Source organism: Pseudescherichia vulneris NBRC 102420, assembly GCF_000759795.1.
In the GTDB taxonomy this organism is placed as follows: Bacteria; Pseudomonadota; Gammaproteobacteria; order Enterobacterales; family Enterobacteriaceae; genus Pseudescherichia; species Pseudescherichia vulneris.
In genome coordinates this window covers 85,914-100,894 of the sequence record NZ_BBMZ01000008.1, presented here as the reverse complement: position 1 = coordinate 100,894, position 14,981 = coordinate 85,914, and the positions used below count along the sequence as shown (strand labels likewise).

Here is a 14,981-nt window from a genome sequence, read left to right as displayed (position 1 = left end):
ATCTCCATGTCCCGGCGACAACAATATCCGCCCAAGAGCGGATATTAATGCGTCATTTAATGATTATTTACTGCCAAATACGATGCCGTTATTCGCACCACCAATATTACAGGTCGCTTCGTCGACAATATCGGTACTGGTAATATCTTCTGCAACAGAGAGCGACTTCAGTACGGTGCCTGCTTTTTTATCTGCATCCAGCTCGGTTGCGTTAAGCACCGTCGATTCATCTTCACCTGCAGGTGCAGAGATGATGCCAACGTAATCCCACTGATTACCCATTTGCGACAGCAGGTTGCGACATGTCTGCTGGTCAAGACCGCTCACCAGAAGCACAAATCCTTTATGTACGGTGCTTTCAGAGTCCACCAGCGCTTGGCCAATCTGGAAAGCATCGCCTGAAATACCGTTAAAAGATTCAGAAGGAGAAACCTTACCCAGCTTATTGAGCGTGACGATGGGCGCAAGATCGTCTGACGTCGCGATCTCTGCTTTTGTCAGCGTGACGGCTTCTGTTGTCGCCGGGGGATATTCGCCCTCATCCTTAAATGCCTCGGTCATGGAGGTACGAATACTGTTGGTGTTGTTCTGAATATCCGAAATATCCTGGGCGGTAAATGCCCGCTGTGCTAACACCACGACGCCTGCGGCAATAACGCCGATAATACCCAGCACAATGATAATTTCAAGTAGCGTGACGCCACGCTGTTTTTTTAATACGTGTTCTGCGCTATTTTCTTTAAAAGTAAACGCGGTCCTTTCCATAACCTTCCCTTACTAACATTAATTAAATGAATTAATGCAGCTAATTGCATTAGGTTGTATTTGAATCATGCAATTTTAAAGAATATGTAAGGATTTAAGAAGAGCATTATTACCTATACGCCACTCCAGAATTGGAGTGGCGGGATTACAAAATTAGGCTTGTTTTACCGCGTCGGCAATGCGGTGAGCGAACTCAGTGACCTGGGCTTCGTGCTCGCCCTCGACCATGACGCGAATCAGCGGTTCGGTGCCGGATTTACGCAGCAGCACACGCCCGCGGCTGCCCAGCGCCGCTTCAACCTCTGCCGTCACGGATTTCACGGTTTCGTGTTCCAGCGGATCGCCTGTACCTGCGGTAAAGCGTACGTTAACGAGGATCTGCGGGAAGAGCTTCATGCCGCTGCAGAGATCGTGCAGGGTCATGTTGTTACGCACCATGGCGGCAACGACCTGCAGGCCTGCCACGATACCGTCCCCGGTGGTGGTTTTATCCAGCAGGATGATGTGCCCGGAGTTCTCTGCGCCAATGCGCCAGCCCTTCTCCTGGAGTTTCTCCAGCACGTAGCGGTCGCCGACCTTAGCGCGAGCAAAAGGAATGCCCAGCTGCTTCAACGCCAGCTCCAGACCCATATTGCTCATCAGCGTGCCAACCGCACCGCCGCGCAGCTGGCCCTGACGCAGGCCTTCACGCGCGATGATGTAGAGGATCTGATCCCCGTCGACTTTGTTGCCTTCATGGTCAACCATGATGACGCGGTCGCCGTCGCCGTCAAAGGCGATACCCAGATCGGCCTTTTCCGCCAGCACGCGCGCCTGCAGCGCACGCACGTCGGTAGCGCCCACCTCTTCGTTGATGTTGACGCCGTTCGGCTCGCAGCCGAGGGTGATAACATCCGCACCCAGCTCGCGGAAGACGCTAGGGGCAATGTGGTAGGTCGCGCCATGGGCGCAGTCGACCACAATTTTCAGCGCTTTCAGGCTTAGCTCGTTCGGGAAGGTGCCCTTACAGAACTCGATGTAGCGTCCGGCAGCGTCCACGATGCGGCTGGCTTTACCCAGCAGGGCGGAGTCAACGCAGCTGATCTCTTTTTCCAGCTCGGCTTCAATGGCCTCTTCTACCTCATCCGGCAGTTTGGTCCCGTCGGTTGAGAAGAACTTAATGCCGTTGTCGTAAAACGGGTTATGGGAGGCCGAGATAACAATCCCTGCTTCAGCCCGGAATGCACGGGTCAGGTAGGCCACCGCCGGGGTTGGCATCGGCCCGGTGAAGGAGGCAGAGATGCCGGCCGCCGCCAGGCCTGCCTCCAGCGCGGACTCCAGCATATAGCCAGAGATACGCGTGTCCTTACCGATAATGATTTTGCGCGAGCCATGACGCGCCAGAACTTTACCTGCTGCCCAGCCCAGCTTAAGAACGAAATCAGGCGTGATAGGCGTATCGCCGACGCGCCCACGAATACCGTCTGTACCAAAATATTTACGACTACTCATAGCGTTTGTTTTCCTTCGCTGATAGCGTGGCCTCGACCACCCGCATGGCTTCTGTTGTCTCTTTCACGTCATGTACGCGAATTATGTGCGCTCCCTGCATGGCCGCTATCGTTGCGCACGCCAGGCTGCCGCTCAGGCGCTCTGATGGGCCAACGTTAAGCAGTTGGCCAATCATCGATTTACGGGACATGCCGACCAGCAGCGGCAGACCAAAATGGTGAAACTCTGCCAGGCGAGCAAGAAGCGCGTAGTTATGGGAGAGATTCTTACCGAAACCGAAGCCGGGGTCGAGTACCAATTTATCCTTTGTAATGCCTGCTTTCTCACACCTTGCAATCTGTTCATGGAAATAGCGGTCGACTTCGGCAAAGACATCGGCATATTTTGGCGCATCCTGCATGGTCTTCGGATCGCCCTGCATATGCATCAGGCAGACCGGCAGGCCGGTTTCCGCCGCCGCCTCCAGCGCGCCCGGCTCGCTCAGGGAGCGGATGTCGTTAATAAGATGTGCACCCACGCGGGCAATCTCCCGAATGACCTCCGGCTTAGAGGTATCCACCGAGATCCATACCTCAAAACGCTGCGCCAGCGCCTCGACCACCGGCACCACGCGGGAGAGCTCTTCATCGACGCTCACCTCAGCCGCGCCCGGGCGGGTGGACTCGCCGCCGACGTCAATGATGGTGGCTCCGGCGTTGATCATCAGGTTGGCATGTTTAACCGCGTCGATCAGTGTGTTATGCGCACCGCCGTCAGAGAAGGAGTCGGGAGTGACGTTGAGGATCCCCATCACGTGCGGATGAGAGAGATCGAGCGTGGTTCCCTGAGCGAAGAGTTTCATAGAGCATCCCTTGTACTGTGTGGGTGATAGATAAGAAAAAACCCCGGAGCACGCCCCGGGGTTTTAAATAGTGCTAACGCAGATGCCGCATGAGCGTATTTGTCGCCAAACTGCTCAGCGCCAAACCAGACTTACATCGTGTTGCCTGGATTTGGCGTACGCGGTTCATCAACTGGACGCGGCGCACGCGGCGTGCCATTGCTGTCAGAGCTGTTTGAGCCTGGATCTTCCCAGCCCGCTGGCGGACGCACATCGCGACGGGCCATCAGGTCATCAATCTGCGGCGCATCAATGGTCTCATATTTCATGAGCGCATCTTTCATTGAATGCAGGATGTCCATGTTATCGTTCAGGATCTGACGAGCGCGGTTGTAGTTACGCTCAATCAGTAATTTCACTTCCTGGTCGATAATACGTGCCGTTTCATCGGACATGTGTTTCGCTTTCGCTACGCTACGACCCAGGAACACCTCACCCTCTTCCTCTGCATAGAGCAGCGGACCGAGTTTGTCGGAGAAGCCCCACTGGGTGACCATGTTACGTGCCAGGTTAGTCGCCACTTTAATGTCGTTGGACGCACCGGTAGAAACATGTTCAACGCCGTAGATGATCTCTTCCGCCAGACGACCGCCATACAGCGTGGAGATCTGACTTTCCAGTTTCTGACGGCTGGCGCTAATCGCATCGCCTTCAGGCAGGAAGAAGGTTACACCCAGCGCACGACCACGCGGAATAATCGTCACTTTGTGTACCGGATCGTGTTCCGGCACCAGGCGACCGATGATCGCGTGGCCCGCTTCGTGATACGCGGTGGACTCTTTCTGCGCTTCGGTCATCACCATGGAGCGACGTTCCGCACCCATCATGATCTTGTCTTTCGCTTTCTCAAACTCAACCATGGAGACAACGCGTTTGTTGCCACGGGCAGCAAACAGTGCCGCTTCGTTGACCAGGTTAGCGAGATCCGCACCGGAGAAGCCTGGGGTACCGCGGGCAATGATTGCCGCATCGATATCCGGCGCCAGCGGTACGCGACGCATATGCACCTTCAGGATCTGCTCACGGCCACGCACGTCTGGCAGACCGACCACAACCTGACGGTCGAAACGGCCTGGACGCAGCAGCGCCGGGTCAAGCACGTCCGGACGGTTGGTCGCGGCGATCACGATAATGCCTTCGTTGCCTTCAAAGCCGTCCATCTCAACCAGCATCTGGTTCAGGGTCTGCTCACGTTCATCATGACCACCACCCAGGCCTGCGCCACGCTGGCGGCCCACGGCGTCGATCTCATCGATAAAGATGATGCACGGCGCGGCTTTCTTGGCCTGCTCGAACATGTCACGCACACGAGATGCACCAACACCCACGAACATTTCCACGAAGTCTGAGCCGGAAATGGTAAAGAAGGGAACCTTCGCTTCACCGGCAATCGCTTTTGCCAGCAGGGTTTTACCGGTACCCGGAGGACCCACCATTAAGACGCCTTTCGGGATCTTACCGCCCAGCTTCTGGAAGCGGCTCGGTTCACGCAGGTATTCAACCAGCTCACCCACCTCTTCTTTGGCTTCGTCGCAGCCGGCAACGTCAGCAAAGGTGGTTTTGATCTGATCTTCGGTCAGCATACGCGCCTTGCTCTTGCCGAACGACATGGCACCTTTGCCACCGCCGCCCTGCATCTGGCGCATAAAGAATATCCAGACGCCGATTAACAGCAGCATCGGGAACCACGAAATGAAGATTGAAGCCAGCAGGCTTGGCTCTTCCGGCGGCTCGCCAACTACTTTGACGTTTTTCGTCAGCAGGTTATCAAGCAGTTTCGGATCGTTAACCGGGATGTAAGTCGTGTAACGGTTACTATCTTTCTTGGTAACGTTGATCTCACGTCCGTTGATACGCGCTTCGCGAACCTGGTCCTGATTGACCTCTTGCAGGAAGGTAGAGTAATCCACCTTACGCCCGTTCGACTCGCTGGGCCCAAAGCTCTGGAATACTGACATCAGCACAACGGCAATGACCAGCCAGAGTATTAGGTTTTTCGCCATGTCACTCAAGGGATTAACCTCATATTACAACTGTGTTAAAAACAGCGTCAGGATACTCTGTATCCCGTCTCCTTCAAACCTGGGTTTGATATCAACGGTTTATCATTTTCGCCCGGTCGCTACAATGTACACTTCACGTGAACGCGCACGCGAAGAGTCAGGTTTACGCACTTTTACCTTCGTAAACAGAGAGCGAATTTCTCTTAGATACTCATCAAAACCTTCGCCCTGAAACACCTTCACAACAAAATTTCCGCCCGGTGCGAGAACGTCGCGGCACATCTGCAGCGCCAGCTCCACCAGATACATGGCGCGGGGGATATCCACTGCCGGTGTTCCGCTCATGTTGGGGGCCATGTCGGACATGACCACCTGAACTTTTTCGTCGCCGACGCGTTCCAACAGCGCCTTGACCACTAATTCATCACGAAAATCGCCTTGCAGGAAGTCGACACCAACGATGGGATCCATAGGAAGAAGATCGCATGCGATGATCCGCCCTTTGCCGCCGATCTGCGTGACCACATACTGTGACCAGCCACCCGGCGCGGCTCCCAAGTCGACAACCGTCATGCCTGGCTTAAAAAGCTTGTCACTTTGCTGTATTTCATCAAGTTTAAACCAGGCGCGGGAACGTAACCCTTTTTTCTGCGCCTGCTGCACATATTTATCGCTAAAGTGTTCCTGAAGCCAGCGGCTTGAGCTGGCAGAACGCTTTTTACCTGTCATCTCTATTTCCAACGTTGTTCATCGTGAGTAGCAGGCTATCAACTATCAGCACAGCCGATTTGGCGATACACTGGAGATGGCGGTAGAATGAACCGTTTTCAATCCCAACGTAAGCAAAAATATACGATGAATCTGAGTACTAAACAAAAACAGCACCTTAAAGGTCTGGCACATCCGCTCAAGCCGGTAGTTATGCTTGGCAACAATGGTTTGACCGAAGGGGTACTGGCCGAGATTGAACAAGCGCTAGAGCACCATGAGCTTATCAAGGTCAAGATCGCTACCGAAGACCGCGAAACTAAAACGCTGATCGTGGAAGCGATTGTTCGTGAAACCGGCGCCTCTAACGTACAGGTCATCGGTAAAACGCTGGTGCTGTACCGCCCATCGAAGGAGCGTAAAATTTCGCTGCCACGCTAAGAATATCCTGGATAGAACACAAAATCTGTGTAAAACGAGGGGTTTTCCGCAAGCTGACAAGCAAAATGCCACGCTCTTGACGTTGTTAAAAGGCCGCTATGCGGCCTTTTTCTTATCTTTACATTACGTCAACATATTACAGGTCGGCGCGTAATTAAAGATATTCTACCTTGAGGATCTCATACTCCACTTCGCCACCCGGGGTGCGGATAACGACCACATCGTCCTGCTCTTTCCCCACCAGTCCACGCGCAATCGGCGAGTTTACGGAGATCAGATTCTGCTTAAAATCGGCCTCATCATCACCCACGATGCGGTAGGTCTGCTCTTCATCGTTATCGAGATTCAGCACGGTAACGGTTGAGCCAAAAATTACGCGACCATTGTTGGGCATTTTTGTGATGTCGATCACCTGCGCATTGGAGAGCTTGGCCTCAATGTCTTTGATGCGGCCTTCACAGAACCCCTGCTGCTCACGGGCGGCATGGTACTCGGCGTTCTCTTTCAGGTCGCCGTGCTCGCGGGCATCGGCAATCGCAGCGATGATTTCAGGACGACGCACGGATTTCAGAAAATCCAGCTCTTCGCGTAATTTTTCAGCACCACGTAAGGTCATCGGAATAGCTTGCATTGTTATACCTCTTAAACATTCCTGTAGGGAGCGGTGGCCCCGCCCCGGTAGCTTTGCCCCTGCATACCGCGCAAAAGAGGGGGCCAAAAGCAAAAAGAAAACCGACCCGGAGACAAAGCTCCAGGTCAGCAGCAATTTTTCAATTTGATACGCATTTTACCCGGAAGTTCCTTATGGGTCATCGTTTACTTTCCGGTGCGATGCACCGTAGTATGACGGCCTGTTTCCAGGTTTCTAGCGCGAGATTATGCGATTTTCCAGATATGTCATCGGATTGACCACCAGTATAGCGTTGAATGTGCAGGCCGCGAACGTTGATGAGTACATTAACCAGCTCCCTGCTGGCGCAAACCTCGCCCTGATGGTGCAGAAGGTCGGCGCTCAGGCTCCCGATATTGATTACCACAGTCAGCAGATGGCCCTGCCCGCCAGTACCCAAAAGGTGATCACCGCGCTGGCCGCCCTGCTGCAGCTAGGGCCAGATTTCCGTTTTACCACCACGCTTGAGAGTAAAGGCAGCGTTGCGAACGGGGTGCTAAAAGGGGATTTGGTGGCGCGATTTGGCGGCGATCCGACGCTAAAACGTCAGGATATCCGCAATATGGTGGCGGTGCTGAAGAAATCTGGCGTCCAGCAGATTGAGGGCAATGTGCTGATCGACACCTCGGTGTTTGCCAGTCATGACAAAGCCCCCGGCTGGCCGTGGAATGACATGACCCAGTGCTTCAGTGCGCCGCCCGCCGCCGCGATTATCGATCGTAACTGCTTCTCGGTGTCGCTCTACAGCGCCCAGAAAGCGAACGATCTGGCGTTTATCCGCATCGCCTCCTACTACCCTGTCACCATGTTCAGCCAGGTGCGCACGCTGGCGAAAGGCTCTCCTGATGCCCAGTACTGCGAACTGGACGTCGTCCCGGGCGATCTCAACCGCTTTACGCTGACCGGCTGCCTGACCCAGCGCGCCGATCCGCTGCCGCTGGCCTTTGCGATACAGGACGGGGCGAGCTACGCCGGGGCGGTGCTGAAGGATGAGCTTAAACAGGCCGGCATTACCTATAGCGGGACGCTGCTGCGCCAGACGCTGGTTAACGAGCCGGGAACGGTGATTGCCAGCAAACAGTCCGCGCCGCTGCACGATCTCTTGAAGATTATGCTGAAAAAGTCAGACAACATGATCGCCGACACCGTGTTTCGCACCATCGGCCATGCGCGCTTTGGCGTGCCGGGCACGTGGCGTGCGGGGGCGGATGCCGTGCGGCAGATCCTGCGCCAGCAGGCGGGCGTCGAGCTGGGTAACAGCATCGTGGTGGATGGCTCCGGCCTGTCGCGCCATAACCTGATCTCTCCCGCTACCATGATGCAGGTGCTGCAATATATCGCCCAGCATGATACCGAACTGAACTTCATCTCGATGCTGCCGCTGGCGGGCTATGACGGCTCGCTACAGTACCGCGCCGGTCTGCATGCGGCAGGCGTGGACGGCAAGGTATCGGCGAAGACAGGCTCTCTACAGGGGGTATATAACCTGGCGGGCTTTATCACTACTGCCAGTGGCCAGCGCATGGCGTTTGTGCAGTATCTCTCTGGCTATGCGGTAGAGCCTGCCGATCAGCGTAACCGCCGTATCCCGCTGGTGCGCTTCGAGAGCCGGTTGTACAAAGACGTTTACCAGAATAATTAATTCGCCGACGTGAACCAACAAAAACCCCGGCTCATGGCCGGGGTTTTTCATTTTTACTGGATTAACGCTTGTAAATGAATTCGATCCCTTCGTCGTCTTCTTCATCCCAGTCGTCATCTTCATCGTCTTCTTCGACGTCAGCTTCTTCAAGCTGCTGACGGTGGTAGTCATCCCACATGAATTCGACTTTTTCAGGCTGCTTCGCTTCTTCAGCCTGAACCAGCGGGTTCTCGATGATGAAGGTCATGACGTCCCAGCAGAGGTCTTTTACGCCCTGCTGGCTGGCGGCAGAGATAAGATAGTGCTTATCTTCCCAGCCCAGCGCTTTCGCAATCGCCGCAGCCTTCTCTTCGGCCTCAGCTTTGTCCATCAGGTCGATCTTGTTGAAGACCAGCCAGCGTGGCTTAGAGGCCAGCTTCTCGCTGTACTTCTCCAGCTCGCCGATGATAATGCGCGCGTTTTCAACCGGATCGGAACCGTCGATCGGATCGATATCGATCAGGTGCAGCAGTACACGGCAGCGCTCAAGGTGTTTCAGGAAGCGAATACCCAGCCCTGCGCCCTCTGCCGCGCCTTCAATCAGGCCCGGAATGTCGGCAACCACAAAGCTCTTTTCGGTATCCATACGCACTACGCCGAGACTTGGCACCAGCGTGGTAAACGGATAGTCCGCCACCTTCGGCTTCGCTGCGGAGACGGCGCGGATGAACGTCGATTTACCGGCATTAGGCATGCCCAGCATCCCGACGTCGGCCAGCAGCATCAACTCCAGCTGCAGATCGCGTTTATCGCCCGGCGTACCCATGGTTTTCTGCCGCGGCGTACGGTTAACGGAGGATTTAAAGCGCGTATTGCCCAGACCGTGCCAGCCGCCTTTAGCGACCATCAGACGCTGACCGTGTTTGGTCATATCGCCCATGGTCTCGCCCGTACCCTGGTCAATGATGCGCGTTCCTATCGGCACCTTAACGGTGACATCTTTACCGCGCTTGCCGGTACAGTCACGGCTCTGGCCGTTCTGTCCACGCTCGGCGCGGAAGGACTTCTCAAAGCGGTAATCGATCAGGGTGTTGAGGTTCTCGTCCGCTTCCAGCCAGACATCGCCACCGTCACCACCGTCGCCGCCGTCAGGGCCGCCGCGAGGAATATATTTTTCACGACGAAAGCTTACGCAGCCGTTACCGCCGTCACCTGCCACGACCAGAATCGTAGCTTCATCAACAAACTTCATTTTACTCTCCGTTACTCATTCGCCTGAGCGGGGTAAAGTGACAATCACTTCACGCTTGCGCCAGCGTCCCCAGAGGCGGTGGCCTATGGCGGAATACATAGCGCCCGCAACCACGACAAACGCACCGAGATAACCTAAAAGGTTTAACATCGGTCTGGCGAAAACATCGGGCCAGGCCTGTGATAATAAATCTGAAAACAACAGCGTAAACAGCGGGGTCAGCGTAATTAACGCGCTCACCTGCGCCGCCTGCCAGCGCGCCATCGCCTCGGCGAGCGCGCCATAGCCTACCAGCGTATTAAGGCCGCAGAAGATCAGACAAGCCAACTGCCAGTGGCTAAGCTGCGCTATCGTGGCAGGCTCTGCCAGCGGCAGCAACGCTATTGTGCATAAAGTGTACAGCAAAAAGAGGATCTGCTGCGAGGCCAACCGGCGTAATAATACCTTTTGCGCGACCCCATAGCTCACCCAAACCGCGGCGGCGCTAACGCCGAAAATCACACCCCAGGTGTAATCAGTGAGTCGGGTAAAGATCTCTATCAAGCTGGTGTTGAAAAACATCACCAGCCCGCAAAGCAGCATTACTGCCCCAATGACCTGGGTACCGCGCATTTTCTCCTTCAGGATAAATACGCTAGCCACCATCATGCCCACCGGTGAAAGCTGTCCAATCACCTGTGAGGCCGTCGGGGTCAAATATTGTAGGGAAGAGCTGAAGAGAATGAAATTCCCGAACAGACCCCCGGTGGCAATAGCCAGCAACATCAGCCAGCGGCGTTGGCGGAAAATGCGCATCGGCGGCAGTTTGCCCTTGATAGCCAGAATCGAACCAAGGCCTATTGCGGCCATTAAAAAGCGATAGAACACGATTGTGGGCGGTTCCATCACCTCCAGCACCTGCTTCATGGCAATGGGCAATGCGCCCCAGCACATGGCTGTCGTTAGCGCCAAAAGGATCCCAATGCCTGCCTGCTGCTTCATTGCCCGTATTCCCTACAAGAGATTTTCCGGACGTCGAATGTAAAAAGCCCCGCAACGTGTTGCGGGGCTTTCATCCGTTACCGGGACGCGAAAAACTTATTCAGCAACGATGCTGATGAACTTACGGTTTTTCGGGCCTTTAACTTCGAACTTAACTTTACCGTCAGTCAAAGCGAACAGAGTGTGGTCACGGCCGCAACCAACGTTAGAGCCAGCGTGGAACTTAGTACCACGTTGACGAACGATGATGCTACCTGCCAGTACTGCTTCTCCGCCAAAGCGTTTTACGCCCAGACGTTTAGCTTCTGAATCGCGACCGTTACGAGTTGAGCCGCCAGCCTTTTTGTGTGCCATTTAAATCTGCTCCCCTAGTCTTAAGCGCTGATGCCAGTGATTTTAACATCAGTGAACCACTGACGATGGCCTTGCTGCTTACGATAGTGTTTACGACGACGAAACTTAACGATTTTAACTTTCTCGCCACGACCGTGAGCAACAACTTCAGCTTTGATAACGCCGCCATCAACGAAAGGAACGCCGATTTTGACTTCTTCACCGTTTGCGACCATCAGAACTTCAGCGAACTCAATAGTTTCGCCAGTTGCGATGTCCAGCTTTTCCAGGCGAATGGTCTGACCTTCGCTTACTCGGTGTTGTTTACCACCACTTTGGAAAACCGCGTACATAAAAAACTCCGCTTCCGCGCACATCTTTCGAGTGATTCAGAGTGCGCTATAAATATTCACAATAGGGCGCGAATATTACGCAAAACGTGAGGCTTTGACAAGAGCGATCGTCAATAGACGAAGAAAAAAAACACAACGTGTATGGTAACGTTTATCTGGCGCGTTTTTTCAGTACAATCAACGATACTATAGCTAACCCGTAACCCTTTGTTATCCCATTTTGACAGGTGATAAACAGGACTTTAAGCCCGGCTTTTGCGATGAATTTAGAAAAAATCAATGAGTTAACCGCGCAAGATATGGCGGGTGTCAATGCGACAATACTGCAACAGCTCGACTCGGACGTACAGCTGATCAATCAGTTGGGGTATTACATTGTCAGCGGCGGCGGCAAACGTATCCGTCCGATGATCGCCGTGCTGGCCGCACGCGCCGTCGGCTATGAGGGAAATGATCACGTTACTATCGCGGCGCTAATTGAATTTATTCATACCGCGACGCTGCTGCATGACGACGTGGTGGATGAATCCGATATGCGCCGGGGCAAAGCCACCGCTAACGCCGCGTTTGGCAACGCAGCCAGCGTGCTGGTAGGGGATTTTATCTATACCCGCTCCTTCCAGATGATGACCAGCCTCGGCTCGCTCAAGGTGCTGGCGGTGATGTCGGAAGCGGTAAACGTGATCGCTGAAGGTGAAGTGCTTCAGCTGATGAACGTGAACGACCCTAATATTACCGAAGAGAACTACATGCGGGTCATCTACAGCAAAACGGCTCGTCTGTTCGAGGCGGCTGCCCAGTGCTCAGGCATACTGGCAGGCTGTAGTGAAGCACAGGAGAAGGGGCTACAGGATTATGGCCGCTATCTGGGGACCGCCTTCCAGCTTATCGACGACCTGCTGGACTACAGCGCCGATGGCGAGACGCTGGGTAAAAACGTGGGCGACGATCTCAACGAAGGTAAACCTACCCTGCCGCTGCTGCATGCCATGCGTCACGGTACGCCAGAGCAGGCGCAGATGATCCGTGAAGCCATTGAGCAGGGCAACGGCCGCCACCTGTTAACTCCGGTCCTGGAGGCGATGGCCGCCTGTGGTTCGCTGGAGTGGACGCGGCAGCGGGCGGAAGAGGAGGCGGACAAAGCCATTGCCGCGCTTCAGGCATTGCCGGATTCACCCTGGCGTGAGGCGCTGATTGGCCTGGCGCATATCGCCGTTCAGCGCGATCGCTGATCCCTACACTCCCGCGTCGCGGCGCGGGAACACTCCAAAAAGCTCCAATAATCAGATCCTACAAAACCCAGTAACGCCATGGGATTACTCCTGGCAAATTCCTAAATCACGCCCTTTTTATAAGAACTTATTAGAGCATAAGCTCCCTTAGCGATATGATAGATCCGCGCACCGTTTTAGCGCAGTGCTTATCGCAATCACAGGGAGGAAAAATGGAACAGAAACTGATTGACTGGCACCCAGCCGATATCATTGCTGCATTACGCAAGAGAGGGACGTCGATGGCGGCAGAGTCGCGTAGAAGTGGCCTGAGCTCATCGACGCTGGCTAACGTGCTGACGCGTCCGTGGCCGAAGGGGGAGATGATCATCGCCAGGGCGATTGGGACGGAACCGTGGGTCATCTGGCCGTCGCGCTATCACGATCCGATTACCCATGAGTTTATCGACCGCTCTAAGCTGATCCGCAAGGATAGACGGAGACATTCTAAAGCATAAAATCGCTAACCCGGCAAGCCAACCCCCTTCTCCTTCTGGTAAGGGGGCTGCCTTCCATTAAGCCTTACTCGCCTTTCACGCGTTCGATGTTCGCGCCCAGCGCCCGCAGCTTATTCTCAATGGTTTCATACCCACGATCGATATGATAAATACGCTCAACGATGGTGGTTCCTTCCGCGATACAGCCCGCCAGCACCAGGCTTGCAGAAGCACGCAAATCGGTTGCCATGACCTGGGCACCGGAGAGTTTCGCCACGCCGTGACAGATAGCGGTGTTGCTCTCAATCTCCGCGTGTGCGCCCATACGGATCAGTTCCGGAATGTGCATAAAGCGGTTTTCGAAGATGGTTTCCGTCACTACGCCGGTTCCTTCCGCCACCAGGTTCAGCAGCGTAAACTGCGCCTGCATATCGGTCGGGAATGCCGGGTGCGGCGCGGTGCGCACGTTAACCGCCTTCGGACGCTTGCCGTGCATATCCAGGCTGATCCAGTCTTCGCCAAGCTCAATATCTGCACCCGCTTCGCGCAGCTTGGCCAGCACCGCATCCAGGGTATCCGGCTGGGCTTTACGGCAGACAATTTTACCGCCGGAGATGGCCGCAGCGACCAGGAAGGTCCCGGTTTCGATACGGTCAGGCAGCACGCTATAGACACCACCGCCCAGGCGCTCAACGCCCTCAATGGTGATGCTGTCCGTACCCATGCCGGTGATCTTCGCACCCAGGGTGTTGAGGAAGTTTGCCGTATCGACAATCTCCGGCTCGCGGGCCGCGTTTTCGATAATCGTTGTGCCTTCGGCCAGCGTTGCCGCCGACATGATGGTCACGGTCGCGCCAACGCTGACCTTATCCATCACGATATGCGCCCCTTTCAGGCGACCATTCACGGAGGCTTTAACGTAGCCCTCTTCCAGCTTGATCTCTGCACCCAGCTGCTCCAGGCCGCTAATGTGCAGGTCGACTGGACGCGCGCCGATAGCGCAGCCGCCCGGCAGGGAAACTTCACCTTTGCCAAAACGCGCCACCAGCGGACCCAGGGCCCAGATTGAGGCGCGCATGGTCTTCACTAGCTCGTAAGGGGCGCGATAGATATTGACCGCGCTGCCGTCCATCCAGACGGAACCGTTGCGCTCGACCTTCATGCCAAGCTGGCTCAGCAGCTTCATGGTGGTATCGATATCTTTCAGCTTCGGAACGTTACGAATTTCGACGGGCTCTTCTGCCAGCAGGGCGGCAAAAAGAATGGGCAGCGCGGCGTTTTTCGCTCCTGAAATTGTCACTTCGCCCTGAAGCCGGGTCGGCCCCTGTACACGAAACTTATCCATTCATCTCTTCTCTGTTAAGAATTCATACGTACTGTCGGTCACTGACCGCCAGCTCAAAAACCGTTAAGTTTGCGATCGCGCGCCCACTCAGCGGGCGTATAGGCTTTGATCGACAGGGCATGGATGCGGTTGTCCGCAATGTACTCCATCAGCGGCGCATAGACGGCCTGCTGCTTCTTCACGCGACTCATGTCGGCAAAAATTTCACCCACCGCAATAACCTGAAAGTGACTGCCATCGCCGCTAACGTGGGCTTCCTGCAGGGAGAGTGCGTTCATCAGCACGGTCTGGATTTCATGATTTTCCATGGGCTTTAATTCATCTGGTAGTGAAAACAGTCCAACATCTTAGAGGAAAGTGGCGCTGTCTTAAATAAGCAAAAAGCCTCGCTTATCAATCAAGCGAGGCTATGAGTAGTAACGTACTGAAA

Annotated in this window: 16 protein-coding genes; 4 read left to right on the top strand and 12 right to left on the bottom strand. The window is 54.8% G+C overall.

Translation table 11 applies throughout. From position 1 onward, the window contains the following. Positions 1-63 precede the first annotated feature (63 nt). From EV102420_RS06305 to rlmE, 5 genes are all read right to left on the bottom strand, one after another. On the bottom strand, positions 64-765 hold the full coding sequence (locus tag EV102420_RS06305; RefSeq protein ID WP_042390109.1) for a type IV pilus major pilin: 702 nt from the start codon (positions 763-765) through the stop codon (positions 64-66). 153 nt (positions 766-918) lie between these two features. After that, a complete protein-coding gene (gene glmM / locus EV102420_RS06300) occupies positions 919-2,256 on the bottom strand; it encodes a phosphoglucosamine mutase (RefSeq protein ID WP_042390108.1) in 1,338 nt (445 codons plus the stop codon). Then, a complete protein-coding gene (gene folP / locus EV102420_RS06295; protein WP_042390106.1) occupies positions 2,249-3,097 on the bottom strand; it encodes a dihydropteroate synthase in 849 nt (282 codons plus the stop codon). Before folP ends, glmM begins: the two co-directional genes overlap by 8 nt. 131 nt (positions 3,098-3,228) lie before the next feature. After that, the gene (gene ftsH / locus EV102420_RS06290; protein ID WP_042390103.1) at positions 3,229-5,139 is read right to left on the bottom strand and encodes an ATP-dependent zinc metalloprotease FtsH; all 1,911 of its coding nucleotides are present in this window, start codon (positions 5,137-5,139) and stop codon (positions 3,229-3,231) included. Positions 5,140-5,241: 102 nt separating this feature from the next. Beyond that, the gene (gene rlmE / locus EV102420_RS06285) at positions 5,242-5,868 is read right to left on the bottom strand and encodes a 23S rRNA (uridine(2552)-2'-O)-methyltransferase RlmE (protein ID WP_042390101.1); all 627 of its coding nucleotides are present in this window, start codon (positions 5,866-5,868) and stop codon (positions 5,242-5,244) included. 126 nt (positions 5,869-5,994) lie between these two features. On the opposite strand from rlmE, the gene yhbY reads away from it, so the two are divergent. Further along, a complete protein-coding gene (gene yhbY / locus EV102420_RS06280) occupies positions 5,995-6,288 on the top strand; it encodes a ribosome assembly RNA-binding protein YhbY (protein WP_042390674.1) in 294 nt (97 codons plus the stop codon). A 154-nt stretch (positions 6,289-6,442) separates the two neighbouring features. Here yhbY and greA read toward each other — a convergent pair whose 3' ends face one another. Then, entirely contained in the window at positions 6,443-6,919 is a 477-nt protein-coding gene (gene greA / locus EV102420_RS06275) for a transcription elongation factor GreA (RefSeq protein ID WP_042390099.1), read from the bottom strand. Positions 6,920-7,166: 247 nt separating this feature from the next. On the opposite strand from greA, the gene dacB reads away from it, so the two are divergent. Then, positions 7,167-8,600 carry a serine-type D-Ala-D-Ala carboxypeptidase gene (gene dacB / locus EV102420_RS06270; protein ID WP_042390098.1) on the top strand — a complete coding sequence of 478 codons (1,434 nt, stop codon included), beginning with the start codon at positions 7,167-7,169 and terminating at the stop codon, positions 8,598-8,600. A 61-nt stretch (positions 8,601-8,661) separates the two neighbouring features. Here dacB and cgtA read toward each other — a convergent pair whose 3' ends face one another. The 4 genes from cgtA to rplU all read right to left on the bottom strand — a co-directional run bounded on the left by cgtA (position 8,662) and on the right by rplU (position 11,498). Then, a complete protein-coding gene (cgtA, locus tag EV102420_RS06265) occupies positions 8,662-9,831 on the bottom strand; it encodes an Obg family GTPase CgtA (RefSeq protein WP_042390097.1) in 1,170 nt (389 codons plus the stop codon). A 15-nt stretch (positions 9,832-9,846) separates the two neighbouring features. Further along, positions 9,847-10,812 carry a DMT family transporter gene (locus EV102420_RS06260; protein ID WP_042390096.1) on the bottom strand — a complete coding sequence of 322 codons (966 nt, stop codon included), beginning with the start codon at positions 10,810-10,812 and terminating at the stop codon, positions 9,847-9,849. A gap of 96 nt (positions 10,813-10,908) precedes the next feature. Then, positions 10,909-11,166, bottom strand: coding sequence for a 50S ribosomal protein L27 (gene rpmA, locus EV102420_RS06255; protein WP_017457338.1), 258 nt, complete (start codon positions 11,164-11,166; stop codon positions 10,909-10,911). A gap of 20 nt (positions 11,167-11,186) precedes the next feature. Then, entirely contained in the window at positions 11,187-11,498 is a 312-nt protein-coding gene (gene rplU / locus EV102420_RS06250) for a 50S ribosomal protein L21 (protein WP_042390095.1), read from the bottom strand. 260 nt (positions 11,499-11,758) lie between these two features. On the opposite strand from rplU, the gene ispB reads away from it, so the two are divergent. Further along, positions 11,759-12,730 carry an octaprenyl diphosphate synthase gene (ispB, locus tag EV102420_RS06245; protein ID WP_042390094.1) on the top strand — a complete coding sequence of 324 codons (972 nt, stop codon included), beginning with the start codon at positions 11,759-11,761 and terminating at the stop codon, positions 12,728-12,730. A 212-nt stretch (positions 12,731-12,942) separates the two neighbouring features. After that, a complete protein-coding gene (gene sfsB / locus EV102420_RS06240; RefSeq protein WP_042390093.1) occupies positions 12,943-13,227 on the top strand; it encodes a DNA-binding transcriptional regulator SfsB in 285 nt (94 codons plus the stop codon). A gap of 64 nt (positions 13,228-13,291) precedes the next feature. Here sfsB and murA read toward each other — a convergent pair whose 3' ends face one another. After that, positions 13,292-14,551: a UDP-N-acetylglucosamine 1-carboxyvinyltransferase gene (gene murA, locus EV102420_RS06235; protein ID WP_042390091.1), complete on the bottom strand. Its 1,260-nt coding sequence runs from the start codon at positions 14,549-14,551 to the stop codon at positions 13,292-13,294. A gap of 53 nt (positions 14,552-14,604) precedes the next feature. Further along, positions 14,605-14,859, bottom strand: a complete 255-nt coding sequence (gene ibaG, locus EV102420_RS06230) for a BolA family iron metabolism protein IbaG (protein ID WP_042390090.1) — start codon at positions 14,857-14,859, stop codon at positions 14,605-14,607. Positions 14,860-14,981: the final 122 nt, after the last annotated feature.